Below are 25,490 nucleotides of genomic sequence, written 5' to 3' on the forward strand. Positions count from 1 at the left end.
CTGCCCCCGGTTCGGCACCCGGGGACGTTTCGACCGACGCGCTTCGCGCGTGACCGTGAGAGATGTCCTGACGCGTACCCCGAGGAGAGCACAGCATGCCGTCCTACCTGTCGCCCGGCGTATACGTCGAGGAGGTGGCCAGCGGCTCCCGCCCGATCGAGGGGGTGGGGACCTCCGTCGCGGCCTTCGTCGGACTCGCGCCGACCGGACCGCTGAACGAGCCGACGCTGGTCACCAACTGGACCCAGTACGTCGCGGCGTTCGGTGACTTCACCGACGGGTACTACCTGGCGCACTCCGTCTACGGCTTCTTCAACAACGGCGGTTCGGCCGCGTACGTCGTCCGGGTCGGCGGCAGCCCCGCGGGCGCCACCGGTGACGCCAAGTCGCCCGCCGCCGTGGGCGGTTCGCAGGCCCCGGCCGCGCTGCCGGCCGGCGAGCCCACGCAGCTCGGCGCCTTCGCGGTGACGGCCACCGCGGCCGGCCAGAGCGGCGCCCCGCTGAGCGTGGAGGTCGCCGACCCCGAGGGCGAGGGCCCCGCCGAACGCTTCCGGCTGATCGTCAAGGACGGCGACAAGGCCGTCGAGACGTTCGACGTGACCGCCAAGAAGGGCAACCGCTCCTACGTGGTCACCCAGGTCAAGGAGCGCTCCAAGCTCATCACGGTGGCCGAGGCCGCTCCCGCCGCGCAGCTGGTCCGCCCGGACAACCAGACGGTGACGCTGGCCGTGCCGCCCGCGGCCGCCGCCCCCGCCGCCCCGGCGGCCCAGGACGGGGCCGTCGGCCCGGCCCAGTACCTCGGCGACAGCGCGGACCGCACCGGCTTCGGCGGCCTGGAGGCCGTCGACGAGGTGTCCATGGTCGCGGTGCCCGACCTGATGGCCGCCTACCAGCGCGGCGCGATCGACCTGGAGGCGGTCAAGGCGGTCCAGCTCGGACTGATCGCGCACTGCGAGCTGATGGGCGACCGTGTCGCCGTCATCGACCCGCCGCCGGGCCTGAACGCCCGTCAGATCCGGGTCTGGCGGCAGGAGACCGCCGGCTACGACAGCAAGTACGCGGCGCTGTACTACCCGTGGATCAAGGCCTTCGACCCGGCGACCGGCCAGGCCCGCCTGGTCCCGCCGAGCGGCCACGTGGCCGGTGTGTGGGCCCGCAACGACTTCGAGCGCGGTGTGCACAAGGCCCCGGCCAACGAGGTCGTGCGCGGCGCGGTCGACCTGGAGATCCAGATCACCCGGGGTGAGCAGGACCTGCTCAACCCGATCGGCGTCAACTGCATCCGGGCCTTCCCTGGCCGCGGCATCCGCGTCTGGGGCGCGCGCACCCTCGCCTCCGACCCGGCCTGGCGCTACCTGAACGTCCGCCGGTACTTCAACTACCTGGAGGAGTCGATCCTGATCGGCACCCAGTGGGTGGTGTTCGAGCCCAACGACCACGCGCTGTGGGCCCGTATCCGGCGCAACGTCTCGGCGTTCCTGGTCAACGAGTGGCGGTCCGGCGCGCTGTTCGGCGCACGGCCCGAGGAGGCCTTCTACGTCAAGTGCGACGAGGAGACCAACCCGCCGGAGTCGGTCGACGTCGGCCGGGTGGTGTGCGAGATCGGCATCGCGCCGGTCAAGCCCGCCGAGTTCGTGATCTTCCGGCTGGCCCAGTTCTCCAGCGGCAGCGGTGAGCTGGAGGAGTAGCCGCGCCTTCCGCTCCGCCCCCTGTCGTCAACTCCCCTAGAAGGAAAGCAAGATGAGTCTCCAGCCGGGTGACGCCCTCACTTCGCACAATTTCGGCCTGCAGATCGACGGCGTGATGGTCGAGTACCTCGCCGAGGTCAGCGGCCTCAGCATCGAGCAGGACGTCATCGAGTACCAGCAGGTCTCCGCGCAGGGCAAGCCGGTCACCAAGAAGCTGCCCGGCGTGAAGAAGGCGGGCACCTGCACGGTCGTGCGCGGCATGACCCAGTCCGCGGCCTTCAACCAGTGGATCACCGAGTCGATCAACGGCGCGATGGGCACCGCCCGCAAGAACGCCACGATCATGGTGATGGACTACCAGAACAATCCGGTCAAGCGGTACAACATGCGCAACGCCTGGTGCAGCAAGATCGACACCAGCACGGTGAAGGCGGGCGAGGCCTCCGCGCTGACGGAGACGGTCACCATCACGTTCGAAGAACTGGTCATCGAGTAATGCGCCGTACGGCTGCGCGGGGGCCGGCGGCGGCCGGGGTTCCGGCCGCTGTCCCGGCCGCGGGCGGCGGGGAGCCGGCGCCGGCGTCGGCTCCGGCGCCCTTCCCGGCCGCCGCCGCGCCGGCGTCCGCCGTGCCCCCGCCGGTTCAGCAGCGTCTGCAGACGGAGTTCCCCTTCGAGCTGCCGCGCGGCTACGTCGACGAGGCCGGCGTCGTCCACCGCGACGGCGTGATGCGCCTGTCCACGGCCCGGGACGAACTCGTCCCGCTGCGCGACATCCGCGTCCAGGAGAACCCGGCGTACCTGTCGGTCGTCCTGCTCGGCCGGGTCATCACCCGACTCGGCACGCTGCCGCTCGTCCACGACGGCGTCGTGGAGAACATGTTCGCCTCCGACCTGGCGTTCCTCCAGGACTTCTACCGTCAGATCAACGCGGAGGGCCACACCCGCGCGACCGTGGAGTGCCCGCACTGCGCGGAGCCCTTCGAGGTGGAACTCGGCGGGAGCCGCCTGGGGGAATCGTGACGTACGCGACCGACCGGCTGCACGAGGAGATCGCGTACGTCGCCTTCCACTTCCACTGGAGCCAGGACGAGATCCTGGACCTCGAACACCACGACCGCCGCCGCTACACGGACCGCATCGCGGCCCTCGTGGCAGGGACGGGGAGCTGAGGACTGATGGGCTTCCTGGAGAGGTTCCGCGGGAGCGCCGACTCCGGCCGGAAGCGGTCGGGGCCGGGCGGTGGCGGTGGCGGCGTGAGTGGATCCGGCGTGAGCGGTCCTGACGTCGGGGGTTCCGGGGCTGCGGGGAGTTCGGCCGGGCCGTCGGTCGGTGACATCCCGGGCGGTTCCGCCGCCGGCGGGGCGACCGGCCCGGACGGCGGTGCGGTGCGCCCCCGTTTCGCCGGGTGGACGGCGTTGCCCCCTCTCCAGCGGGCCGCGGCCCGTCCCACGGCGGGGGTCGCCGACGCCGGGTTCGGCGGTCGGCTGGCCACCTGGCAGAACCCCTCCTTCACCGGCACGCGGTCACCTTCCGTCCTGGACGGCGGCCGGGGCGAGCGGATGACCACGCTGCCGTCCGGGCCCTCGCACCCGGCCGCGTCCGCCGAACCGCCGATGGCCGCGCCTTCCGCGTCGGTCCCCGCTCCCGTCACACCCGCCCCGGTCCCGGCGCCCGCCGCGCAGGCGCCGACCGTGGCCCCCGGCCCCGTCGTCGCGGCGCGGGGCGTCCACGTGCTCCCTGCTCCGCCGGCTGCGGCTGCTCCGGCACAGCGGCGCACGCTGTCCGCCCGACCGCCGTCGACACCGCCGGCCTCCGCGCCGCTGACCAGGTCGGCCGCCTCGCCGGTGCAACGGCGCGCGCTGCCCGTGCGGGCCACGGGCACCCCCAGGGGCGGCTCGGGCGCGCCCACTGAGGGCGCAACCCCGGCCACCGCCCAGGAGCCCGCCCCGGCCCACTCCGTGACGGCCGCACCGACACCGGGGGCGCGCGCCGACGCGCCCACCGTCCAGCGGGCGCTGGGCGGCGCTACGGCTGCGCCGTCGCCGGAGTCCGGCGAGGAGGGTGCGGTCGTGCAGCGGGCGTCGACGGGACGGCCCGCTCCGAGCTCGCACGCCGGACGCACGTCGACGCCGACGGGCGCGGTGCCGGGCCCGTCGGACGGTTCCGGTCCCACTCCGGTCGGCGAACGGCCGTCGGGTCCGGCCGGCGGGGCCGCCCCGCGTGCGGGGGGTGAGGGGACGACCCGTCCGGCGGCTGCGCGTACGACCGGCCCCGTGGCCCCCGCGTCGAACCCGACGCCCACTGCCGTGAGTCGAGCGGGCGGTGCAGCGCCGAGGCAGGTGGGGACACCCACCGCAGGCCCGGCGAGCACCCCGACGCCGGCACCGGCAGCCTCAGCCGCATCGCCGACGGCGGCCAAGCGCAACTCCGTACCGACGGTTCAGACGGCCGCCGTCCCCGCCGGCAAGCGCCCCACACCTCCGACGGGCGATGCCGCACCGAGGCAGTCGGGCATGCCCACCGCAGGCCCGGCGGGCGATCCCGCCCCCGGACCGACGCCCCCGGCCGCATCGCACCCGGCCTCAGGCGCGACGCGCAGTGCCGCCTCGACACCGGCGGTCCGAACAGCAGCCGACCCGGCCGGCAAGCGCCCCACACCTCCGGCGGGCGATGCCACGCCGAGGCGTGTGGGTACGTCCACCGCCGGCCCGGCGGGAACCCCGGCACCGGCGGCCCCAGCCGCATCACCGACGGCGGGCAAGCGCACCTCGGGACCGACGGTTCAGACCGCAGCCGTCTCCGCCGCAGACACAGCAGGCGCCCCGATCCCTGGACCGGCGGCCCCAGCGGCATCGCACCCGGCCTCAGGACCTACGCGCAGTGCCGCCTCGACACCGACGGTTCAAACCGCAGCCGACCCCGCCGGCAAGCGCCCCGTACCTCAGACGAGCCGACTCGCACCCGCCCCTACGGGCACGCCCACAGTGGGCCCAGCGAGCGCCTCCGCCCCGGGACCGGCCACATCGCCGATCGCAGCCGGCCCCGCCCACAACCACCCCACACCTCCGACGAGTCGGCCCGCGCCCACCCCGACGGGCCGGACAGGTGTGCCCAGTTCGGGTTCAGCAGGTCAGCACACGGCCGCACCCACGGTTCAGACCGCGCAAAGCCCCGTCGGCAGACCCGTCACCGCGCTGCCGGCGGAGTCCGCATCCGCTTCGGCGAGCGGTCGCCCAGCGGACCCGGCGACCCGCGACACGTCCAACCCGACGGTCGGGCCTGCCGCCGGCCCGGCGGGCCCCCGCCCGCCCGCACCGGCGGTTCGGACCGCCAAGAGCCCCACCGTCCAGCGCACCCCGGGACCGACGACGGGATCTGCGCCCGCTCCCGCCGGTGAACGCACGGCGGTCCCGCCGAGCAGGCCCGCGACGAACTCGTCAGGGCACCGCCCGTCCGCACCTAGCCCTGCCGTCCAGCGGGCCCCAGGTCCCGCGAGCGAACGCACAGTGAACCCGGTGGCCCACGCCCCGTCTGCCGCATCGGCACCGACGAACCAGGCCGCGCCCGGTACTTTCGGCGAGCGCACCTCGCCGCCTCCGGCGGCCCGAGCCGCGGTGAGCCCGACCGGCACGCCCACGCCGTCGACCGCCCCTGGCACCACGGCGAACACGCCCCCGGCGTCCGCTCCCGCGGCCCGCGCAGCGAACGTCCGGCGCGTCGGCCCCGCTCCCGGCTCCGCCGTGACACCGGCCGCCCGAGGGGCCAACTCACCTGGTGCTGCAATGACTTCGGCCGTCCAGCGGAGCGCTCCCCGTCGACCCGGCCTGGGCGCCCCCGCGCGCGGCAGCGCGGCCGTTCCCGTCAGCGGCCAGGCGCCGGCCGCCGCCGCGTCGCCCTCGCGCCCGTCCGCTCCCGTGAGCCCGCAGTCACCGCTCCCCGTACAGCCGGCCCCCGCCGTCCCCCCGGCCCGGACCACGGCGGCCCCGCAGACCGGGCGCCCCACTCCCGCAAGCGGACAAGCCCGTCCGGCCCTCGGCGCCCCGCTCCCCGGCCGCCCGGCGGACGCAACGCCGGTCGCAGCACCCGCCGTACACCACACCGCTCCCGCCATACAGCGCGCCGTCCCCGCCGTACAGCGCACGACGCCCCCGCAGCCCACGCCGGCGTCCCCCGAACGCGCCAGCACCCCTCAACTCCCCTCCCCGGCAACCCCTTTCACTCCGCAGGCCCCCACGGCACCCACCCAGCCCACCGCTCAGCACCCCACGCCGGCATCCCCCGAACGCGCCGTGCAGCGCACCAGCGCCCCTCAACTCCCGCCTCACACACCCCCCTTCACCCCACAACCCCCCACCGTCCGCCCGACACCGCCCACCCCCGTCCAGCGCCGCCCCGCCCCCGTCGCCGTACCCCTGCGCCGGACCGCCCACCACGCCGCCGCCCTGCCCGTCGTCCAGCCCCGCACCACCACCCAAGCGCCCCGGCAGCCCGCACCGCCGACGCAACCGACGCAACCGGCGAAACCGGCTGAGCCCCCCGCCCCCATCCCGCCGGCCCTCGCGGCCATCCAACGCGTCCCGGCCCCCCACAACCCCAGCCCGGCGGCCATCACCCCACCGCTCCCCACCCCCAACCCGACCGCGACCCCGGCCCCTGCCCCTGCCCCGCAAGCCAAAAACTCCTCGAAGCCGGCCCCCACCGCCTCCACCCCCACGACCACACCCCCCAAGCAAACCCCCACCCCCTTCGACCCCCGCGCCCTCACCGACTTCCAGCTCGACGAACTCACCCACAGGCTGACCGGCCGCATCACCCGTCTCCTGCGCACCGAACTCCGCCTGGACCGCGAGCGCATCGGCCGTCTCCGCGACCCCCGCACCTGAGGCCCGCCGCCCCCGAAGCCCACCGCACCCCAGAAAGGCCCACCCCCGATGTCCCGCGATCTCGACCCGGGCTCCACCATCTTCTTCACCCTGACCATCGACGGCGAGAGCCTCGGATACTTCAACGGGTGCGAGGGCCTGTCCTCCCAGGTGGAGATCGAGCACCGGCAGGAAGGCGGGAACAACGGCTTCGTCTGGCAGCTCCCCTCCCGCGTCACGTTCTCCACGATCCGGCTGACCCGCCCCCTCACCCCGGACACCACCAAGGTCGCCAAGTGGATCTCGTCGGTCACCACCGGGGTGACCCGCCCCACCGCCCAGATCGCCGCGCTGCGCGCCGACGGCTCGGAGGTGGCCCGCTGGGGGCTGATCGACGTGCTGCCCGTCAGATGGCAGGGGCCGTCCCTGGACCCCGACAGCCCGGGCGTCGCCACGGAGGTCCTGGAGATCACCCACCACGGGTTCACGGACTAGGCGGAGGGACGCACCACATGGCCAAGGGAAGCAAGGGCGGCGCCGGCAAGAGCCTGGTGCGCGCCACGCTCGCGATCCACGAACCGCCCGTGGGGTCCAGCACCACACCGGGCGGCATGATCAAGTCGTTCGCGTTCGACTTCAACCCGGCGCAGCTGCAGCTCGGCCGCCGCGCCCAGTGGAAGGTGACGCCGACGGCCGCCGTCCGCGACGGCTCCGTACCGGAGTTCATGGGGCCCGAGCCGCGCGAGATGACGCTGGAGATCTTCCTGGACTCCTCCGACCAGCCGGGCGGCAACACCGTGCTGAAGAAGGTCGAGTCGCTGCTCGAATGCTGCGAGGTCACCGCGAAGAGCATCGCCGCCAAGCAGCCTTCGCCGCCCTGGGTGGTCTTCCAGTGGGGTTCCTTCTCCACGGCCCGCTTCACCGCCTACGTCAGCAGCGTCGACGTCGGCTACTCCCTCTTCGGCACCACCGGCGTCCCCATCCGCGCCACCTGCCAGGTGCGGCTGCACGAGATCCCCAGCAAGACCAAGGGGCAGAACCCGACCTCGGGCGCGCTCACCGCGCGCCGCGTGCACCGCGTCGTCGCCGGTGACTCGCTCCAGTCGCTGGCCTGGCGGGAGTACGGCGACACGGCGGCCTGGCGGGCCATCGCCGAGGCGAACGACATCGACGACCCGGCCCGGCTGCCCAACGGTGTCGAACTGGTGCTGCCCGCGGCGGAGGAGGTGCGTCACTGATGGTGCAGTCCGCCTACTCCAGCGTCGTCCAGGTCACCCTGGGCGGCCGGCCCCTGCCCGCCGACTTCGCGCCGCTCCTCGTGGAAGGCTGGGTCGACCAGGGCCTCGGCGTGCCGGCCGCCTTCCGGCTGACGTTCCGCGACCCACACCGGCAGGTCCTGCGCAAGCTCGGCGTGCGGTTCGGGACGCCGGTCGTCATCGCCCCCGTCGCCGACGGCCAGGGCGCCTCCGACCCGCTGCTGACCGGCGAGGTGTCCGGGCTGGAGGCCGACTACGACGGCACCGGCTCCTTCACCGTCGTCCGCGGCTACGACCACGGCCACCGGCTGATGCGCCAGCGCCGGATCGCCGCCTACCGCAACCAGAGCGCCTCCGACATCGCCCGCAGACTCGCCGCGCAGGACGGCGTCCCGATCGGGCGGATCCAGTCGACGAAGACGGTGTACGAGTTCATCAGCCAGGCCAACGTCACCGACTGGGACTTCCTCGCCCGTCTCGCCGACGAGAACGAGATGGTCATGTCCGTCGACGCCAAGGGCAAGTTCCAGTTCGTCCGGCCCGACCCCGCCTCCGGGGCGCCGCCCGTGTCCACCCCCGGTGAGAAGAGCCCCTTCGTGATGGAGGCGGGCACCGACATCCTCCGGCTGCGCGCCGCCGTCACCGCCGCCGAACAGGTCGGCACCGTCGAGGCGCGCGGCTGGGACGTGACGACGAAGAAGACGCTCACCGCGACCGTGCCGGCCACCTCCAACCCGGGCATCAGCATCGGCACGACACCCGCCGAGGCCGCCGTGAAGTTCAAGCCGGCCAAACTGGTCGACGCGCAGACGCCGTACGACCGGCAGTCGGAGGTGAAGTTCGCGGCGGAGGCCCTCGCCGACGAGGTCACCGGCTCGTTCGCCGAACTGGAGGTCATCGCGCGCGGCACCCCCAAACTGCGGCCCGGGCTGCCCGTCACGCTCGCCGACGTCGGCGCGCCCTTCGAGGGCAAGTACACGGCGACCTCCGTGCGGCACGTCTTCGGCGACGGCAAGCACTACGAGGCCTGGGTCACCGTCAGCGGCCGGCAGTGGCGCTCGCTGTACGGGCTGTCCTCGGGCGGCGGCGGCACGGCCAACGGCCTCCAACTGCCCGGCATCGCCAACGCCCTGGTCACCGACGTCCAGGATCCGCTGAAGCAGGGCCGGGTCAAGCTCCGCTTCCCCTGGCTGGACGACGCCTACGTCAGCGACTGGACGCGGGTCGCGCAGTGGGGCGGCAAGGACGGCGGCTCGATCTTCCCGCTGGACGTCGACGACGAGGTGCTCGTCGCCTTCGACCGGGGCGCGCTGGACCACCCGTACGTCATCGGCGGCCTCTACAACGGCCGCGACAAGCCGACGCCCGTCCGCGACGTGCCGCTGCACGACGGGGCCCGCAACCGCGCCGCCCGGCACACCCTCTCCGACCGGGACGGCAACCGGGTCGACCTGCTCAGCCAGCGCACCGGCGGCAAGCAGGGCGTACGGCTGACCAGCGGCGACGACAAACTCGTCATCAACCTGGACCGGACGAGAACCGAGATCACCGTGGACAGCAAGGGCGCCGTCAGCATCACCGGCGGCAAGTCGGTGACGGTCGAGGCGGGCACGGACCTCACCCTCAGCGCGCGCCGCAACCTGACCGTCAAGAGCGGCGGCACCCTCACCATGCAGGGCCGCGGCCTGGTCAACCTCAAGTCGCTCGGCGGGGCGGTCACGGTGGACGCGATGGGCGCCCTCAACCTCAAGGCCGTCGGCGCCACCCTGATCAGCTCGGGCGGCACCCTCCAGGTCAACTCCGTCGCGAACGTGGGCATCCGGGCCGTCACCCTCATGCTCCAGGGTGCCGTGCTGGTCAACAGCAAGCCGTACCCGCTGCCGTGACGAAGCAGCGCCCGAGGAGAAGGAAAAGGCAGGTGGCCCACTGATGGCCGAGCAATTCGTCGGATCCGGCTGGGCGTTCCCGCTCCGCATCGGCCCCACCGGAGGCATCGCCCTCGTCAGCGGGGAGCGGGAGATCGAGGAGGCGATCCGGCTGGTCCTCGCGACCGCGCCGGGCGAACGGCCCATGCGCCCGGAGTTCGGCTGCGCCATCCACGACCTGGTGTTCGCCCCCGTCAACGAGGCGACCGCGGGCCGCATCCAGCACGAGGTGTACGCCAGCCTGGACCGCTGGGAGCCCCGCATCGAGGTCCACGACGTCGAGGTCACCGCCGGCGCCGAGCAGGGCGTGCTGTTCATCGACGTCCGCTACTCGATCCGCGGCACGAACAACCCGCGCAGCCTCGTCTTCCCCTTCTACGTCATCCCGTCCCACGACGAGCCGGACTCCCCGAGCTCCTCCGGTACGGCTTCCGAAAGCGACCGCTGATGGCCCTGCCCTCCCCCAACCTGGACGACCGCCGCTTCCAGCAGTTCGTCGACGACGCCAAGCGCTACATCCAGCAGCGCGCACCGGAGTGGACCGACCACAACGTCTCCGACCCGGGCGTGACCCTCGTCGAGACGGTCGCCCACATGGCCGACCAGATCGTGTACCGGCTCAACCGGGTCCCGGAGAAGAACCACCTCGCCTTCCTCGACCTGGTCGGCATCCACCTGTTCCCGCCCTCGGCGGCCCGCACCGACGTCACGTTCTGGCTGTCCGCACCGCAGGAGGAGACGGTGCTGCTGCCGGTCGGCACGGAGACGGCGACCGTGCGCACCGAGAGCGAGGAGGCCGTCGTCTTCGCCACCGAACGCGAACTGGCCGTCGTGCCCTCCTCGTTGCGGCACCTCGTCGTGCAGCGGCAGGGCGAGCCGGTGTCGGACCGGACCGCCGACCTCGCCGAGGGCAAGGACGTGATGTGCTTCGCCGAGGCCCCCCGGCCCGGCGACTGCATGCTGTTCGGGCTGACCGCGGCCGTCCCGCACTGCGCCGTCGCCCTCGAACTCGACAGCCGCGTGGACGGCGTCGGCGTCGACCCGCGCCAGCCCCCGCTGGTCTGGGAGGCGTGGACCGAGGACGGCTGGCAGGCCTGCGAGGTCGACCGCGACGGCACCGGCGGCCTCAACCGCCCCGGCGAGGTCGTCCTGCACGTCCCCGGCGGGCACGTCCTGTCCCGCTCCGGCGGTCAGGAGGCCGGCTGGCTGCGCTGCCGCGTCACCGAACCGCTGGCCGGCCAGCCCTTCTACACCACGTCCCCCACCGTGCGCTCCGCCGAGGCCTTCACCGTCGGCGGCACCGCGCCCGCCGTCCACGCCGAGACCGTGTACGACGAGGCCCTCGGCGAGTCCACCGGCCTGCCCGGGCAGCGGCTGTGCCTCGAACACGCGCCCGTCGTCGGCGACGACCCGCCGCTGCTGCTGCAGACCGCCGAACACGACGGCTGGACCGACTGGTCGGTCGTCCCGCACTTCGCCGCCTCCCGCCCCGACGACCGGCACATCACCCTGGACGCCGCGACCGGCGAGATCGCCTTCGGCCCCTCCGTCCGCGAAGCCGACGGAACCCTGCGCCAGTACGGCGCCGTCGCCCCCAAGGGCGCGGTGATCCGCGCGCGCCGATACCGCACCGGCGGCGGCCGCGCCGGCAACGTGGCCCGGGGCGCGGTCCAGGTGCTGCGCACCTCCGTGCCGTACGTCTCCGAGGTCGTCAACCGGGAGGCCGCGCGCGGCGGGGTCGACGGGGAGACGGTGACGGAGGCGAAGGTCCGCGCGCCCATCACCCTGCGCGCCCAGGAACGGGCCGTCACCCTGCGCGACTACGAGGAGCTGGCCCGCCGCGCCGCCCCCGAGACCGCCCGCATCACCTGCCTCGAAGGCAAGCCCGACGAACACGGCGCCTACGCGGTAAGGGTGTTGGTGGTGCCGCAGGCCGTCCCCGATCCCGGCGGACGGCTCCGCTTCGAGCAACTCGTTCCCGGTGACGCGCTGTTGGACCGGATCACCCGCCACCTGGACGAACGCCGCCTGATCGGGACCCGGTTGGCGGTCGGCCCGCCGTTCTACCAGGGTGTCACCGTGGTCGCCACCGTGCACGCCTTCCGCGGCGTGGACACCGACCGGGTGCGCCGGCAGGCCCACGACGCCCTCTACCGCCATCTCGACCCGCTGACCGGCGGCGCGGACGGCCGGGGCTGGCCCTTCGGCCGGCCCGTGCAGTCCGGCGAGGTCTTCGCCGTCCTCCAGCGCGTCCCCGGCGTCGAACTCGTCGACCAGGTCACCCTGCACCCGGCCGACCCTCTCACCGGCAAACGCGGCGAGGCCACCGACCGCATCGACCTGTCCGCGCCCTCCCTGGTCTTCTCCTACGACCATCGTGTCCGCGTGATCGGGGACGGCGCGTGAGGGGCTCCGTCGACGGCCTCGGCTCGTCCGCGCCGATCGGCGCCATGCTGCCCGCCGTGTTCGCCGACGACGACCTCGCACAGCGGTTCGTCGGCGGGCTCGACGAGGTGATGGCGCCGATCCTCAACGTCCTGGACTGCCTGCCCGCCTACTTCGACCCGGCGCTCGCCCCGGCCGACTTCACCCGCTGGCTGGCCGGCTGGGTCGGCGCGGAGACCGACGGCAGCGAACCGGAAGCCCGGCTGCGGGCCGCCGTCGCCGCCGCCGCGTATCTGCACCGGGTGCGCGGCACCCGGCGCGGTCTCGCGGAGGCGGTGCGGCTCGCGTTCGGCGTCGAGCCGGAGATCTCCGAGAGCGGGGCCGCCGCGTGGAGCGCCCGCCCGCTCGGCCCGGTCCCCGGCGAGCCCCGCCCCCACCTGCACGTCTCGCTCCGCCTGCCCGACCCGGGCCCGGCCGACGAACACCGGCTGGACGCCCTCGTGGCCGCCGCCCGCCCCGCCCACATGCCGTACACGGTCGAGGTGACCGCCGCGACCGCCGCCGAAAGGACCCCGGAGAGATGACCACCCACAACTGCGCCGACTGCGGCACCCGGGCGGAGCCGGGCCAGTCCTTCTGCGACGCCTGCGGAGCCGTACTGAGCTGGACGGACCGCTCCGCGGCCGGCAGGACGCCGGCCGCGACACCGGCGGGCGCGAGCGCGGGCGCCGAGGGGGACACCCCGAGCGCGGGCGCGGCGGCGGCCGCGGTGACGACGTCCACCGGGACGCCCGCCGCGACGGCGGCGGGCACGGCGTCCGGTACGGCGGCCGGTGCGCCCGCCGGCGTCGCTGCTCCGGACGTCGCGGAAGCCGGCGCCCCGACCGCGCCCGCCCCGGCGGAACCCTCGGACGCGGCGGACGCCCACGCCCCCTCGGACGACGAGGACACGGCGGAGACCCCGCTCCCCGCTCTCCCGCCGGAGCAGCCCACCTCGGAGGAGACGCCCTCCGCACCCCCCACGGCACAGCCGGCCCCGGCGACCTCGCAGCCCACGGCGGCACCGGCACCCGCACCGGCCGCAGCCCCCACGCCCGCCCCCGCGATTCCCTCCCCCGCTCCCGCTCCCGACGACACCATGACCGCCCGCGCCCGCTCCCTCCTCGTCCCCGTCGCCGAACCGGAGCCCCAGCCCGTGCCGCAGCCCGCCGTCGCGCCGGTGCTGCCGGGACGGCCGGTCGTGGACCGGCCCCAGGTGCGGGCCCCGGGACCGCAGCAGGGCGAGGTGAACGGCGTGCCCTGCCCCTGGTGCGCCACCCCCAACAACCCCGACCGGCACTACTGCGTGCGCTGCGCGATGCCGATGACCCTGGTGGACGACGCGCCGGCGCGACGCCCGTGGTGGCGCCGGCTGCCGGGCTTCCGCAACGGCCGGACGCCGTGGGCGGGCGACCGCCCCCGGCTGCGGCGCACCTTCGACCGGGTCGTGACCTGGGTGGTCGCCGCCGCCGTGCTCAGCCTCCTGGTGTGGGTCGGGTTCAGCACACCGGGCTGGATCGACGCGACCCGCGACCACTTCGCCAAGCGCGCCCCCGTCGCCCCGGACCAGATCACCGCCTCCCGCTCCTACCCCGGGCACAAGCCCGAGCTGGCCTTCGACCGGCTCAACAACAGCTGGTGGGGCCCCGGCGTCTCCCAGTCGGGCCAGGGCGAGTGGATCGAGGCCCGCTTCGCCGAACCGACCCGTCTGCTGGACCTGATCATCACCCCGGGCGTCTCGACGCGCGGCGACCAGCTCCAGGAGTCGGCGCTGCCCCACCGGGTGAAGGCGACGATCACGAAGAAGGACGGCACGACGACGACCCGGGACCTCGTGCTGGACCAGGGCGCGGGCGGCCAGCGGCGCGCGTTCCGCGTCGGCGAGGTCACCAAGGTGCGCCTGACGATCGAGTCGGCGTACGCGGCGTCCGCGAGCAAGCAGGTGGCCATCGCGGAGGTCGAGTTCTTCGGCCCGTCGACGGCGAACGCCGGCTGATCGGGCGGGAGTTCGCAGGGCCGAGGGCGGTCTCCCGGGCCGGGGGCCGCCCTCGCCGGTGGCGACACCGGGGGCCGCCGGGACCGCGTGGCCGTCGGACCGTACAACGACACGAGGCCCGTCCCGTGTGACACGGGACGGGCCTCGCAGTGAGAGCGCCGGGCAGGCCTTGCACCTGCATCTCCCCACAGGAAGTGGGGCGTCTTTCCTTGGACCACCAACGCAGAACCGGTTCTTCACTGTCGTGCTGACCGGCTCAAGATCAATAGTACACGATCTCCGCCGCTTGTCGAACCACCGTCATTCGAGCTTCTCCAGCTTCAGGTCCGGCCCGACGACGAGCGTGACCGCGCCCGCCGCCGCGTCCGCGGACACCGTCGACGGCGTCCCGGGGAAGCGCGAGGCGAGGACAGCGGCCTGCTTCTCCAGGCCCGTCGGGAAGGTGAGCGCCGACTTGGCCACCGTCCTGCCCGCGTTGCCGGTGCCGACGACGTTGTAGCCGGCCGCGCGCAGCTTGTCCGCGACCTGCCCCGCCCGGCCCGACACCCCGGTGCCGTTGAGCACCTGGACCCGCACCTGCGAGGCGTAGATCAGGTTCTTGACGGAGGCCTGCAACTGCGCCTTGGGCATCTCCTTGTCCTTGGCCAGCGCGGTGAAGACGTCGGTGGCCTGCGGGTACTGCCAGACGACGTTGGCGATGTCCCTCGGGAAGTCCGCCTCACGCGGGTAGTTGGGCACGGTGAGGAAGGACAGCCGCTCGGTGGGGATGCCCTTGAGCTCGTTGGCAAGGGCGTAGATCGGCTTGATGCCGTCCATCTCCGGGTCCGTGGTGAGCGACTTGGTGCCGGCCTGGAGGAAGCCGTACAGCGAATCAGGGCTGGTGAGCTTGGACTTCGCCTTCTTCACCAGCGCGTTCATGAACTCCTGCTGGCGTCCGATGCGCCCGATGTCGGAGCCGTCGCCGACGCCGTAGCGGACCCGGACGTAACCGAGGGCGGTCTCGCCGTCGACGGTCTGGCAGCCGGCCTTGAGCCTCAGTCTCGCCTTGTCGGAGACGATGTTCTGCTTCGGGCAGACCTCGATGCCGTCGAGCGCGTCGACCATGCCCTTGAAGCCGGAGAAGTCGATGGACATGAAGTTGTCGATGCGCAGCCCGGTGTGCGCCTCGACGGTCTTGATGCTGCACGCGGCGGCACCGCCCACCTCGCCGCTGCTGCCGCCGATCGCGAACGCCTCGTTGATCTTGGCCTTGTGCGGCTTGGACATGCTGCCGTTCCCCCGGTCGCAGGACGGTATCTGCACCCAGGAGTCACGGGGGAAGGACAGCACCGTGGCCCACTCCCGGTTCGCGGGGATGTGCAGCACCATCAGGGTGTCCGACTGCATCGTGGTCAGATCGGGGCCGCCGTACTTGGAGTTGGCGCCCTCACGGGTGTCGGAGCCGACGACCAGGATGTTCTTCGAGCCCGGGCTGAGGTTGTCCGGGCGCTCGCCGCCCAGCTTGTCGTCGATGTCGGCGGAGTGGATGTTGCCGTTGAGGTCCTGGTAGATCCAGGCGCCGGCGCCGCCGACCCCGAGGAGCATCACCGTGAGCACGCCGCCGGTCCACGCCAGCACGCGTCCCCGCCGGGTCAGCCTGGTCTGCCCCCGGCCGTCGGCCCGGCCGGCCGTACGCCGACGCCCTCGTGTCCCGCTCATCGGCGCTGCCCTCCGCTCGGCCGTTGTGTCACCCCGTACACCGTGCTCGGATCCTCGGCGCTGGTCACCGCCGTTCGACGGAACTCCACCCGCAGGCAGGAATACGTCCCGAAAGCACAGACGTCTCACCAGACTCGCCAGAGTGCGGCAGGGTTGCCCCAAGTGACCTTTTACGTAAGTCAAATGACTGACCGTGACCCGCACCGGACCGGTGGTGAGAACCGGCAGGTGCGGGTCAGGCCGTCACCGGCGCGTGGTCAGGGCGCGTTGACGAGGTCGTACGGCGGGACGGACACCGTGCGGGCGCCCGGCTTGCCGCCGAGGACGACCTTGCGCAGGGAGGTGTTGTTGCTGAGGTCGGTCTCCTTCAGGCGCTTGGCCGGGTTGGCGAGGACCTCCACGTAGTACGTGCCGTTCGGCAGTCCGGTGATGTCGAAGGACTGGCCCGGCCGGTACTGCGTGTAGGTGTCGCCGGAGCCGACGTCGAGGACCTCACGCACGGAGATCGAGTTCTGCTCGCCGCACGCGGTGGACAGGTCGGTGTTGTGCGGGTGCCAGTCGGCGTTCTTCACCGTGTAGTCGACGGCGTCGGTGTTGGCCAGGCAGAACGCCTCCTTGCCGCTACGCACCTGCTTGGTCTTGTCGGCGCTGAGCAGTCGGTAGCTGGCGAAGTCGGTGAAGTGCCAGTGCTCGTGGCCGACACGCGGGTCCCACTCCATGGTGCCGGTGGGGGTGTAGCCGACCTGCTTGCCGCTTGCGTCGTAGAAGTACTGGTAGGCGTCCATCAGGTCCTTGCCGGGGCTGCGGAAGCCGTCCACGACGAGGGGGGCGGGGCCCGCGTTCCAGACGTTGGCGCTGAAGGCAAGGTAGTCCTTGCCGGGTACGTCGCCGTCCTCGCCGTCGGTGATCTGGAAGCCCCAGGCCGGCAGGGAGCGCAGGTCGGGCTTGGGCACGTTCGCGGGGACGGTCGCGCGGCCGGTGGGCCGCTGGGCGTTGGCCTTCAGCGCGGGCGCGATGCGGGAGCCGTCGGTGTGGCCCTTGCCGTCGCCCAGGTGGTGGGCGAGGCCGCGGGCCTCCAGGGCGTGCGGGAGGGCGGGCGCGGTGGGCTCGTCCGCGCCGCGCGAACCGTAGTGGTGACCGCCGCCGGGGGCCTCTGCGGCGCCCTGCGCGCCGTGCGCCCCGTGGGCCGCCTTCGCGCCGTGCGAGCCGTGGGCGAGGTTGGACCGCAGCCCCACGCCGCCCTCACCGTCGTCCGGGGACTCGCGGACCGTGAGCTTCACGGTCTGCGGCGCGTCGGCCATGCCGAAGTAGTCGCGGTACTTCTTCGCCACCGACACCTTGGCCGTGTACTCGCCCACCGCCAGGTCGGTCGGCTTGTCGCGGTCACCGGTGCTGGTGTTGGCCGCCCAGCCCTTCTCCACGCCCCACACCGAGCCCAGGGTGAAGGGGTTCGCGGGGCAGCTCTGCGGATAGTGCGAGGTGGCCGGCGCGTCGGGCCGGATCCGCCCGGAGGCGTTGTTGGGGCAGAAGTCACCCTTGGCGGTGAGGACCTGGGCGCCGGCGGCGTTCTTGATGGACACCTCCAGGAAGCCGGGCAGCCCCTGGAAGTCGCGGACGAGCCCGGCGGGCAGCGTCTTCGTCGTCACCTTCTTCCCGTCGCGCAGGATCTGCTGGGCGACGACGGGGTCCTTGTAGGACTTGCGGGTCACCTTGAACTCGAGCGGCGCGTTGTCGACGGACACGTAGGTGCCCAGGTCCAGGTCGACGCCGGCCTGGCCGTCCCACTCCCACCGTTCGAGGGTGACGGACTTCGACGCGGCGATCAGCTTGAGCTGCGGCGTGCCGGGCGTGGCCTTCGGCGCCGCGCCGGCGCCGGGCGCGGCCCCGGCGACGGCGACGACGGCGAGCACGGCCCCGGCGGCGAACGCCGTTCTCTGCAGCTCCCTGCGGTGTTTCTGACTGGTCATCGGGTTCCTCGTCTGCGAGTGCCATGGTCGATGGCATCGGACTGGCCGGCCCTCGGACCCGACCTGTACGACGGGCGCTCCCCAAGCACCCCTGCCGACTCCGCGAGCACCCTGTGAGAGAGGCGAACCGGTTCCACCGGTTGCCTGCCACCGCGAGATTCACCCGCCGGAGGCCGCCCCTTCCCGCGTCGGCGTCTGCGACCGGAACCCGAACCCCACTTCCGGCGAAAGCCCGTGATAGTGGCGGAAGTTGTAGATCAATGGGCTCCACGCCGACGGATCCACGTGCTGGGTCCCCGGCACCACGAGATCGTCGCGGACGTGCACCCGCACCACCTCGCACTCCACGATCCGGAACTCGCCACCGCCGCCCGGCGTCATCCGCGTCACACGCGCCTCCAGTTGGAGGGGGCACTCGCCGACCCTGGGCGGCCGCACGACCTCGGCGGGCTGCGGGGTGAGCCCGGCGGCGGCGAACTTGTCCGGCTCGTGCCGGTAGACCCCCCGCTTCTCCTCGGGCACGGGCTCCGCCCCGGTGAGCGGAGCCAACGCCTCGACCTGTCGCCACAGTTCGGGGCCCGGCAGGTTGATCACCACCTCCGGCCTGGCGGCCAGGTTCTCGACGGTGCGACTCCCGCGCCCGACCCCGAGCACCACGCTCCACCCCAACGCCCAGACCGACGAGACGGGCGCGAGATTGGGCGACCCGTCCTCGTTCACGGTCGCCAGCAGAGCGACGGGAGTACCGAAGTAGAGAATCGCCGGAGCAAGGGCCACATGCCGCCCACCCACGACGCCCGACCCAACTGAAGAAGTCATGCCGGAACGCTAGACACCGAACACTTCGGCCCCGCCCGAACTGTGAGCGTGCCGCCGGGGCGGACGTGGACCCCCCGTTCGTCCCTCAGCCCGACGCGGCGCCTCCCACGGGCGCGGCCTTGGGAGGGGCGGGGCGTTCCAAGTGGACGACGACCGTCCGGTGAAAACGCTGCACGGCGTCGTCGACACTGCGGATGAAACCGGACTCGGCGCTGCCCCGACCGCTGCCCATGCCCTTGACGAGGGTGAGCCGGAAACCGGTGATCCTCGCGCCGTTCTTCGGCAGCATGTCCGCGGGCTCCGGCCGAAGCCGCTCCAGCGTGCCGCGCGGCCCGCCACCCGTCTCCCCTTCGACGAGAGTCTCCACGTGCAGGTCCGCAGGGGCGTCCGCGAGCCGGCGGACGAGCCGCTTGGCCCAGCTCAGCGGGTACCCCTGACCGGGCGCCGGGATCTCCACGGACGTACGCAGCCTGGCGGTCCGCAGGTCGGCGCCGACCGTAAGGACACCGGGCGCCCCGTCGATGCGCAGCTCTGCCTGAAGCTTCCCCTCGACGCACAGTTCGTCGGCCATACGTGCCCGTCGTTGCGCGGGGTCGGCTCCGCGCCGGGCCCGTTGCACCGGCAGCACCTTCTGACCGAGGTCGCCGCCGAGCCCCAGGCAGACCTGACGGATCAACCGCTCCCAGCTCTCCACGACTTCCAGGGCGCGCGGGTCGCCCTGGCAGAGGGTCTCGTCGTCGATGCCCTTGCGCACGGGAACCCAGGCAGCGCCCATGTTCTGGAAGCCGTGGCACCCCGAGTTGTCGTGCTGGAGGTAGAGCAGGAGTTCCTGAAGCAGCCAGGCGTGGGCGCTGTTGCCGACGCCCTCGTGCCGGATCAGCATCTGCGCCTGATGGGCCACCTCGGCCCAGGACAGGTGCCGCAGCGCCACCTTGTGCTTGCGGCGTCCGTCGACCTTCACGTCCACCAGGGGGCTGCCTTCGAGCGCCACGTCGTTGGAGAGCGTGATCACGGCTTCGTAGCCGCGCCGTGCGGCGATGTCCATGTACGCCTGCACCTGGTCGGACTTGAGCGCGTTGCCGTTGGTCTTGGTCTCCACGAGCGCGGTCCACAGCTTGCCGGCGCGGTCGACGCGGATCACGCCGTCCGGGCGGCGCGGGGTGTCGCCGTGCGGCAGCGACACCTCGGTGAACGTCTCCATGCGACCCGCCGGGGCGCCGAAGCCGGCGGTCAGCCTGCGGCCGAACTCCGGCACCTGCGCCATCACCGCCAGCAGCACCGAGGTGGCCCGGGTCTCGCGCTCACGGTCGCTCTTGAGCGCGGAGACCGGGAAGAGCCGGGCCTGCGTCCAGGAGTCGTTGTCGGCCAGTGACCTCTTCGCCGCCCTCGGCAGGGTGACCTTCTTCTTCGCCGTCCGGGGGCGGGATGCGGCCCTCGTGGGCTGCGCGTCGTCGCCGGCTCCTCGCGGAGTGGGAACGGCCGGAAGAGCGACAGCTTGCGGCACGGCTTCGTCGGCAGCCGGAGCGGGAGCCGATTCGGTCCCCGGGAGGCCGTCCACCTCGACGGCCGGCACCTGCTCGACGGCGGCAGCATCTCCGAGGGCCTCGTCAGCGATGCAGTCCTCGGCCGGCCCGTCGGCGGCGTCGTCATCGATGTCGACGCCGAAGTCCGTCGCCAGACCGGCCAGGCCGGTGTCGTACCCCTGCCCGACCGCCCGGAACTTCCACTCGTCGCCGCGTCGGTACAGCTCGCCGAAGATGAACGCGCTCACCGATCCGGCGTCGTCGATCGCGAACCGCAGCAGGTCCTCCCCGGAACCGTCGGCCAGTGTGACCCGCAGATCCTCCAACTCCCCGAAACGCGCGCCCCCGTACCGGCTGGCGGCGACGACGATGCGCTCCACCTCGGCCGGGATCGCGGTGAGGTCGAACCCGATCCGGTCCTCGCTGCCCTCCCCCGCCGGCGCCTTGCCCAGGAGCTGCACGCTTCCGTCCGGGGCGACCGGATGGTTGTAGAAGTAGAAGTCGGCGTCGCTGCGGACCTTTCCGTCCCCGTCGAGCAGGAGCACGGAGACGTCCGCGTCCCCCTCACCCGTCGAACTGGCCCACCCCAGGCTCACGATCACCGCGTCGACGTTCTCGCTCAGCGCCGTCAGTCCGACGTTGGCGCCTTTGACCATTTCGTGCACAAGCCCCCCTCACAGCCCCCGCCGATGTGACGCGCGACACACGTCACGTAAGGCAGAGACTTTAATACGACGAGGGGTCGGCTTCAGGGTGATCTGCGGGAAAAGCCGTGAGGGCGGCAGGCGTCGGTGAGGGCGGCTCGACGCCTGCCGGGGTCTCAGAGACCGTAGCGGGGCTTCAGGTGGCGCCAGAAGTCCCGGAGCATCCACTTGTCGAAGTCGGTGATCCGGGTGGCGGAGCCGGCGTTCATGACGAAGCAGCACTGGCCGGTCGGGGTCCAGTCGTAGAAGTCGTCCAGGCCGAAGGTGTGGCCCACCTCGTGAAGGTAGATGTGGATGTCCTCCTGGGCGAGGGCGGAGGTGAAGTACTCCTGGCCGACGCGCTGGCCCCAGTCGCCGCCGGCGCCGCCCTGGAAGCCCTTGGTGAGCCAGAGGGACTGGTCGTAGTGGCGGGCGGTGCCGCCGGGGCACCTGGAGTAGTCGCCGTCCTGGTGGAAGAAGCGGCCGCAGTCGGGGGCGCACTGCGGGGCGCCGGCGCCGTCGAGGACGCCGGTGTACACGTCGACGGAGTTGTCGCTCCACTGGAGGGTGGCGCGGTTCTTGACCGCCCAGCCGACGATGTTGACCGGGACGTCGGCGTAGGGCCAGTCGTCGTAGCCCCGGCCGTTCTCCACCTGGGCCGCCATCCACTTGCCGAACTGCTTCTTCACCGCCGCGTGGATCCGGTCGCGCAGGGCCGCGCTGACCGGGGCGTCGGACTCCCAGCGGACGCAGTAGTTGATGCTGCCGCGGTTGGCCATGACCTGGTCCCAGCCGTAGTTGCGGAAGCCGTAGAGGTCGGGATAGGTGGTCGAGACGTGGTTCCAGACCTCGTTCAGGGGCTGGACGAGGTTCGACGGCGGGTTCCACTGCGGGACGGCCTCGGCGCGTGGGGCCGCCGTGCCGGTCGCGTGGAGGAGGGCGGCCAGCGCCGCCAGTACGGTGAAAAGCCTGGCCAGTTGTCTGCGCATGGAGTGAACTCCTCGTGTGGGGAACGAGATTCACGGACAGGTACGTCTTGGGGTAGTCGCCGGACCGGCGGAGGTTGCCGTCGGGGGTGTGGTGGACTGGGCGTTGCGAGCGGCCCTGTTCGCCGATGTCGACGCCGTGGCGGAGATACGGGCCGTCGCGCTTCGCGCCGATCTCGAACGGCTCGGGCGCTATGACGGGAAGCGCGTGCGGCAGCGGCTGCGCGACGGGTTCGACCCCGCGCACACGTACGTCATCGAGGTCGCCGGAGTGCTCGCCGGCAGCGTCGCCCTGCGTCCCGCGGCCGACGGGCACTGGCTGGAGCACTTCTATCTGGCCCCGGCCGCCCAGGGCCGCGGCATCGGCTCAGCCGTCCTCGCCCGGATCCTCACCGCGGCCGACCGCGCCGGCGCCCGCGTCCGTCTGAACGTCCTCCAGGGCAGCCCGGCCCGGCGACTCTACGAGCGGCAGGGGTTCGTGTTCGAGAGCGAGGACGCGGTGGACGTGTTCCTGGTGCGGGAGGCGACGGGCGTACCCGTGTGCGGACGAACAGACGCCCGATACGATGAACGCCCAGGTGAACACGTGTCCGCGTGAACAGACGCCCGAACTGGCGTCCGACCCGGCGCCTCCGATCCGGGCAATCCCGGTGATTCACCCGTACGGGTGCACTTTCCTCGGCATCATGAGCCCGGTGTCCCACCCCCTTCGCGCGCTCCTCGCCGTCGTCGCCGCCCTCGTCCTCGTCTCCGGGGCTGCCTGCGCCCCCCTCGGGGAGGACCACGACGCCCGTCCGCCCGGCGACGCGCCCGCCTTCGGGGCCTATGTCGGGTACGACTCGGAGGGCGTGCGCCGGATCGCCGGGCTCGACGGCTGGGTGGGCGCGGCCACGCCCCGGGTCGGGCGGGCGTACCTGCCCGGGGACCGGTGGAGCAACATCGAGGGGGCGCCCGGGTATCTCACGCACTGGGCGCAGTGGCGCAAGGCCCGCGCCGACCGGATGTTCGTGCTCAACGTGCCGATGCTGGAGCGCACCGAGGGCGGTCTCGACGACGCCACCGTGCGGGCGGAGCTGCGCCGGGGCGCCCGGGGCGAGTACGACGTCCACTTCCGCGCGCTCGCCAGCCGACTGGTCGCGCTCGGGGTGCCCGACACCGTGCTGGTCGTCGGCTGGGAGATGAACGGCATCACCTACGCCCACCGCTGCGGCCCCGACCCGGTGGCCTGGAAGCGGTACTGGGCGCGGATCGTGACCGCGATGCGCTCGGTGCCGGGGCAGCGGTTCCGGTTCGACTTCACGCCCAACCGGGGGCTCGACGCCGTCCCGTGGACCGAGTGCTACCCCGGCGACGGGTATGTCGACGTCATCGGCATGGACGCCTACGACCAGCCCCGGGGAATGCCCTTCGAGGAGCAGGTCACCGAGCCGTACGGCCTGGCCGCGCACGTGCGGTTCGCCGCGGAGCACGGCAAGCCGGTCTCGTACCCCGAGTGGGGTCTGTGGCGCAACGGCGACAACCCCGCCTACATGCACGGCATGCTCGACTGGTTCGCCCGCCACCGCCCCCTGTACCAGACCATCAGCGACTACTGCCCCCACGGGGTCTGGCGCTGCCGCGCCAACCCGCGTTCGTCGCAGGTGTACCGGGAGGTGACGGGGGAGCTCGGGGACTGAGGGCCCTCGCGCTGCCCGAGCGGGCGTTCCGGGCCGCACGGCAGGCCCGGCGGGCCGCCGGCACACGGCCGTTCGGGGGAGCGGGCGGTGCGTCGCCGGGGGAACGGGGAGGGTGCGGTCGGATGATCGCACTATGCGACGAGAACACCCCGCGTATCCGCCGCTGACGCGCCTCGGCACCGTGAGCGGGGGCGCCGTTCTGGCGGCCGTACTCCTGGTCGTGCTGGCCGTGGCGCCCGCCGGCGCCGGGGGCGGCGACACGTTCCGCAAGGCGACCGCCCGTTCCGTGCGGGCCCATGAGGAGGCCCGCCGGCACGTCGACCGGCTGCGCGCCGCCGACGCCGCACCCACGCGGATCAAGGCCGCCGAACGCCGCCGCAAGGCGCTCCGCGCCGCGCTGTGGGGCCGGCTGTGGACGGCGGCGAAGGCGTCCGGCGATCCGGTCGCCGTCGACCCCGGCGGACACGCCGGGGGCTGCTCCGCCCGTGACCGCGACCGCAGCCGCCCGCCCCGGCGCCCCCTCGCCTGGACCGCGCCGACCCGCGACTACTGGCTCTCCGCCGGCTACGCCGACCGCGGCGCGCACTGGGCCCACCGGCACACCGGACAGGACTTCGCCGTGCCCACCGGCAGCCCCGTGCTCGCCGTCGGACCCGGCACCGTACACGTCACGACCTGCGGCGACGGCTTCGGCCGGCAGGTCATCGTCCACCACCCCGACGGCTACTTCACCCAGTACGCCCATCTGTCCCGCATCGACGTCCGCCCCGGCCGGCGCGTCGTGGCGGGCCAGCGCCTGGGCCTGTCCGGGGCGACCGGCAACGTCACCGGCCCCCATCTCCACTTCGAGGTCCGCGTCACGCCGTACATGGGCTCGTCGGTGTCGCCCCTGCCCTGGCTGCGGCGCAAGGCCGTGAAGGTGACGGACTGAGCAGCCCCTCGTCCCGGACCGACCGGCCTCGCGTAATCCGCTCGCGGCGGTGCGCCGCCTCCCGGCACACTGGTGCGCCCGGCGCGAGGCGCGCGGAAGCGGGGGAGGTACGAGAAGTGAGCAGACGGCGTTACGTCGCCCGGGGCGTCCCCGGCGGCTACCGCATCTGGGACAGCCGGGGACGCCGCTTCTGGGGCGACTTCTACGAGTTGTGCCCCGACGACCTGCTGGCCGAGCTGAACGGACCGGCGGACCGGGACCGCGTCGTCGCTCTCATGCGCCGGTACAAGAAGGCCAGGCGCTGAGCGGTCCGGGCGCCGCCCCGGGGCCGGCCGGTCACATCGGCGGCGTGCCGGTCCGCGCGTGCTGGGCGTGTGTCGGGCGGTACACGGCGAGCGCCCAGATCACGAAGACGTCGATCGCGATCAGGATGATCGACCAGACCGGCGCGTACGGCAGGAACAGGAACTGCAGGACCAGGCTCAGCGACGCCAGCACGATGCCGGTGAAGCGGGCCCACTCCGCGCCCTTGAGGATGCCCCAGCCGGCGGCGGCGGCGATCACGCCGAGGATCAGCAGGAGCCAGCCCCAGCCGGTGAGGCTGATCTCGTACACGTAGTCGCCGACGCGCGCGTACACATCGTCCTCGGCGATCGCGGCGATGCCCTGGAAGACGGCGAGGATGCCGTTGACGATCATCAGCACCCCGGCGAAGACGGCCCCGCCGGTGGCCCAGCCGCTCTCCGCGGCGGGGTGGGAGGAGCGGCCGGGCGAACCGGACGGGCGGCCGGTGCCCTGGTGGGAGGGGTCCCAGACCGGGGAGCCCTGGGGCGTTTGGGAGCGCGACGCGTCGGTCATGGCCGTACCCGCCTCTTCTCTGTCTCGGGGGACTGTCTCGGGGGGCTTACCTCCACGACCATCCGTCGCGGTCGGCGCCGCCACCACGGGGGCTGCTCCGAACGGGTGAGGCGGCGGGAGACGGCATGTCGCATCCCGCCGACGCACCGGGCCGGATCTTCACTGGACGCCAAGGACCCCACCCACGCCGGAGGCGAC

Annotated in this window: 22 protein-coding genes; 16 read left to right on the top strand and 6 right to left on the bottom strand. The window is 73.1% G+C overall.

Annotation, left to right across the window (positions count from 1 at the left end):
• Positions 1-95 precede the first annotated feature (95 nt).
• From EV567_RS11730 to EV567_RS11780, 12 genes are all read left to right on the top strand, one after another.
• Positions 96-1,688 (top strand): phage tail sheath subtilisin-like domain-containing protein, encoded by a 1,593-nt coding sequence (locus EV567_RS11730; protein ID WP_130438931.1) that lies wholly within the window; start codon positions 96-98, stop codon positions 1,686-1,688.
• Between the two features lie 52 nt (positions 1,689-1,740).
• Complete coding sequence (locus EV567_RS11735; RefSeq protein WP_130438933.1) at positions 1,741-2,184, top strand: phage tail protein; 444 nt, start codon at positions 1,741-1,743, stop codon at positions 2,182-2,184.
• The gene (locus EV567_RS11740) at positions 2,184-2,708 is read left to right on the top strand and encodes a hypothetical protein (protein ID WP_130438935.1); all 525 of its coding nucleotides are present in this window, start codon (positions 2,184-2,186) and stop codon (positions 2,706-2,708) included. Before EV567_RS11735 ends, EV567_RS11740 begins: the two co-directional genes overlap by 1 nt.
• On the top strand, positions 2,705-2,857 hold the full coding sequence (locus EV567_RS27820) for a DUF6760 family protein (protein WP_165430358.1): 153 nt from the start codon (positions 2,705-2,707) through the stop codon (positions 2,855-2,857). The genes EV567_RS11740 and EV567_RS27820 overlap by 4 nt, the downstream gene beginning before the upstream one ends.
• Before the next feature lie 3,120 nt (positions 2,858-5,977).
• Positions 5,978-6,571 carry an extensin gene (locus tag EV567_RS27825; protein WP_165430359.1) on the top strand — a complete coding sequence of 198 codons (594 nt, stop codon included), beginning with the start codon at positions 5,978-5,980 and terminating at the stop codon, positions 6,569-6,571.
• Between the two features lie 48 nt (positions 6,572-6,619).
• On the top strand, positions 6,620-7,045 hold the full coding sequence (locus EV567_RS11750) for a phage tail protein (protein ID WP_130438937.1): 426 nt from the start codon (positions 6,620-6,622) through the stop codon (positions 7,043-7,045).
• Between the two features lie 17 nt (positions 7,046-7,062).
• On the top strand, positions 7,063-7,788 hold the full coding sequence (locus tag EV567_RS11755; protein WP_130438939.1) for a tail protein X: 726 nt from the start codon (positions 7,063-7,065) through the stop codon (positions 7,786-7,788).
• Positions 7,788-9,692: a VgrG-related protein gene (locus EV567_RS11760; RefSeq protein ID WP_130438941.1), complete on the top strand. Its 1,905-nt coding sequence runs from the start codon at positions 7,788-7,790 to the stop codon at positions 9,690-9,692. The genes EV567_RS11755 and EV567_RS11760 overlap by 1 nt, the downstream gene beginning before the upstream one ends.
• Positions 9,693-9,735: 43 nt before the next feature.
• On the top strand, positions 9,736-10,179 hold the full coding sequence (locus EV567_RS11765) for a GPW/gp25 family protein (protein ID WP_130438943.1): 444 nt from the start codon (positions 9,736-9,738) through the stop codon (positions 10,177-10,179).
• Positions 10,179-12,137 (top strand): putative baseplate assembly protein, encoded by a 1,959-nt coding sequence (locus tag EV567_RS11770; protein WP_130438945.1) that lies wholly within the window; start codon positions 10,179-10,181, stop codon positions 12,135-12,137. Before EV567_RS11765 ends, EV567_RS11770 begins: the two co-directional genes overlap by 1 nt.
• Positions 12,134-12,700, top strand: a complete 567-nt coding sequence (locus EV567_RS11775; RefSeq protein ID WP_130438947.1) for a phage tail protein — start codon at positions 12,134-12,136, stop codon at positions 12,698-12,700. Before EV567_RS11770 ends, EV567_RS11775 begins: the two co-directional genes overlap by 4 nt.
• Positions 12,697-14,151, top strand: coding sequence for an NADase-type glycan-binding domain-containing protein (locus EV567_RS11780; protein WP_130438949.1), 1,455 nt, complete (start codon positions 12,697-12,699; stop codon positions 14,149-14,151). The genes EV567_RS11775 and EV567_RS11780 overlap by 4 nt, the downstream gene beginning before the upstream one ends.
• 300 nt (positions 14,152-14,451) lie before the next feature.
• On the opposite strand, the gene EV567_RS11785 is transcribed toward EV567_RS11780, so the two are convergent.
• From EV567_RS11785 to EV567_RS11805, 5 genes are all read right to left on the bottom strand, one after another.
• Positions 14,452-15,849, bottom strand: coding sequence for an LCP family protein (locus EV567_RS11785; RefSeq protein WP_130438951.1), 1,398 nt, complete (start codon positions 15,847-15,849; stop codon positions 14,452-14,454).
• Between the two features lie 257 nt (positions 15,850-16,106).
• Positions 16,107-17,816, bottom strand: a complete 1,710-nt coding sequence (locus EV567_RS11790; RefSeq protein ID WP_130438953.1) for a lysyl oxidase family protein — start codon at positions 17,814-17,816, stop codon at positions 16,107-16,109.
• A 159-nt stretch (positions 17,817-17,975) separates the two neighbouring features.
• Positions 17,976-18,635, bottom strand: coding sequence for a flavin reductase family protein (locus tag EV567_RS11795; RefSeq protein ID WP_130438955.1), 660 nt, complete (start codon positions 18,633-18,635; stop codon positions 17,976-17,978).
• 85 nt (positions 18,636-18,720) lie between these two features.
• Positions 18,721-20,814, bottom strand: coding sequence for a TerD family protein (locus tag EV567_RS11800; RefSeq protein ID WP_207228756.1), 2,094 nt, complete (start codon positions 20,812-20,814; stop codon positions 18,721-18,723).
• Between the two features lie 164 nt (positions 20,815-20,978).
• The gene (locus EV567_RS11805) at positions 20,979-21,830 is read right to left on the bottom strand and encodes a hypothetical protein (protein WP_130438959.1); all 852 of its coding nucleotides are present in this window, start codon (positions 21,828-21,830) and stop codon (positions 20,979-20,981) included.
• Between the two features lie 88 nt (positions 21,831-21,918).
• On the opposite strand from EV567_RS11805, the gene EV567_RS11810 reads away from it, so the two are divergent.
• From EV567_RS11810 to EV567_RS11825, 4 genes are all read left to right on the top strand, one after another.
• Complete coding sequence (locus EV567_RS11810) at positions 21,919-22,425, top strand: GNAT family N-acetyltransferase (protein ID WP_130438961.1); 507 nt, start codon at positions 21,919-21,921, stop codon at positions 22,423-22,425.
• Positions 22,426-22,522: 97 nt separating this feature from the next.
• Positions 22,523-23,503 carry a glycoside hydrolase family 26 protein gene (locus tag EV567_RS11815; RefSeq protein WP_242620767.1) on the top strand — a complete coding sequence of 327 codons (981 nt, stop codon included), beginning with the start codon at positions 22,523-22,525 and terminating at the stop codon, positions 23,501-23,503.
• Positions 23,504-23,636: 133 nt separating this feature from the next.
• Positions 23,637-24,434: a M23 family metallopeptidase gene (locus EV567_RS11820; protein WP_130438965.1), complete on the top strand. Its 798-nt coding sequence runs from the start codon at positions 23,637-23,639 to the stop codon at positions 24,432-24,434.
• Between the two features lie 116 nt (positions 24,435-24,550).
• On the top strand, positions 24,551-24,739 hold the full coding sequence (locus tag EV567_RS11825; protein ID WP_130438966.1) for a hypothetical protein: 189 nt from the start codon (positions 24,551-24,553) through the stop codon (positions 24,737-24,739).
• 31 nt (positions 24,740-24,770) lie between these two features.
• Here the strand turns inward: EV567_RS11825 and EV567_RS11830 are convergent, their stop codons facing one another.
• A complete protein-coding gene (locus tag EV567_RS11830) occupies positions 24,771-25,292 on the bottom strand; it encodes a hypothetical protein (RefSeq protein WP_130438968.1) in 522 nt (173 codons plus the stop codon).
• Between the last annotated feature and the right edge of the window lie 198 nt (positions 25,293-25,490).

It is taken from the genome of Streptomyces sp. BK239 (assembly GCF_004217285.1).
GTDB lineage: Bacteria > Actinomycetota > Actinomycetes > Streptomycetales > Streptomycetaceae > Streptomyces.

What these genes read in the sequence shown, in the direction of transcription:
- EV567_RS11730 (WP_130438931.1), top strand. Translation starts at nt 96, where the DNA reads ATGCCGTCCTACCTGTCGCCCGGCGTATACGTCGAGGAGGTGGCCAGC.
- EV567_RS11735 (WP_130438933.1), top strand. Translation starts at nt 1,741, where the DNA reads ATGAGTCTCCAGCCGGGTGACGCCCTCACTTCGCACAATTTCGGCCTG.
- EV567_RS11740 (WP_130438935.1), top strand. Translation starts at nt 2,184, where the DNA reads ATGCGCCGTACGGCTGCGCGGGGGCCGGCGGCGGCCGGGGTTCCGGCC.
- EV567_RS11750 (WP_130438937.1), top strand. Translation starts at nt 6,620, where the DNA reads ATGTCCCGCGATCTCGACCCGGGCTCCACCATCTTCTTCACCCTGACC.
- EV567_RS11755 (WP_130438939.1), top strand. Translation starts at nt 7,063, where the DNA reads ATGGCCAAGGGAAGCAAGGGCGGCGCCGGCAAGAGCCTGGTGCGCGCC.
- EV567_RS11760 (WP_130438941.1), top strand. Translation starts at nt 7,788, where the DNA reads ATGGTGCAGTCCGCCTACTCCAGCGTCGTCCAGGTCACCCTGGGCGGC.
- EV567_RS11765 (WP_130438943.1), top strand. Translation starts at nt 9,736, where the DNA reads ATGGCCGAGCAATTCGTCGGATCCGGCTGGGCGTTCCCGCTCCGCATC.
- EV567_RS11770 (WP_130438945.1), top strand. Translation starts at nt 10,179, where the DNA reads ATGGCCCTGCCCTCCCCCAACCTGGACGACCGCCGCTTCCAGCAGTTC.
- EV567_RS11780 (WP_130438949.1), top strand. Translation starts at nt 12,697, where the DNA reads ATGACCACCCACAACTGCGCCGACTGCGGCACCCGGGCGGAGCCGGGC.
- EV567_RS11785 (WP_130438951.1), bottom strand. Translation starts at nt 15,849, where the DNA reads ATGAGCGGGACACGAGGGCGTCGGCGTACGGCCGGCCGGGCCGACGGC.
- EV567_RS11790 (WP_130438953.1), bottom strand. Translation starts at nt 17,816, where the DNA reads ATGACCAGTCAGAAACACCGCAGGGAGCTGCAGAGAACGGCGTTCGCC.
- EV567_RS11795 (WP_130438955.1), bottom strand. Translation starts at nt 18,635, where the DNA reads ATGACTTCTTCAGTTGGGTCGGGCGTCGTGGGTGGGCGGCATGTGGCC.
- EV567_RS11800 (WP_207228756.1), bottom strand. Translation starts at nt 20,814, where the DNA reads ATGGTCAAAGGCGCCAACGTCGGACTGACGGCGCTGAGCGAGAACGTC.
- EV567_RS11805 (WP_130438959.1), bottom strand. Translation starts at nt 21,830, where the DNA reads ATGCGCAGACAACTGGCCAGGCTTTTCACCGTACTGGCGGCGCTGGCC.
- EV567_RS11820 (WP_130438965.1), top strand. Translation starts at nt 23,637, where the DNA reads ATGCGACGAGAACACCCCGCGTATCCGCCGCTGACGCGCCTCGGCACC.
- EV567_RS11830 (WP_130438968.1), bottom strand. Translation starts at nt 25,292, where the DNA reads ATGACCGACGCGTCGCGCTCCCAAACGCCCCAGGGCTCCCCGGTCTGG.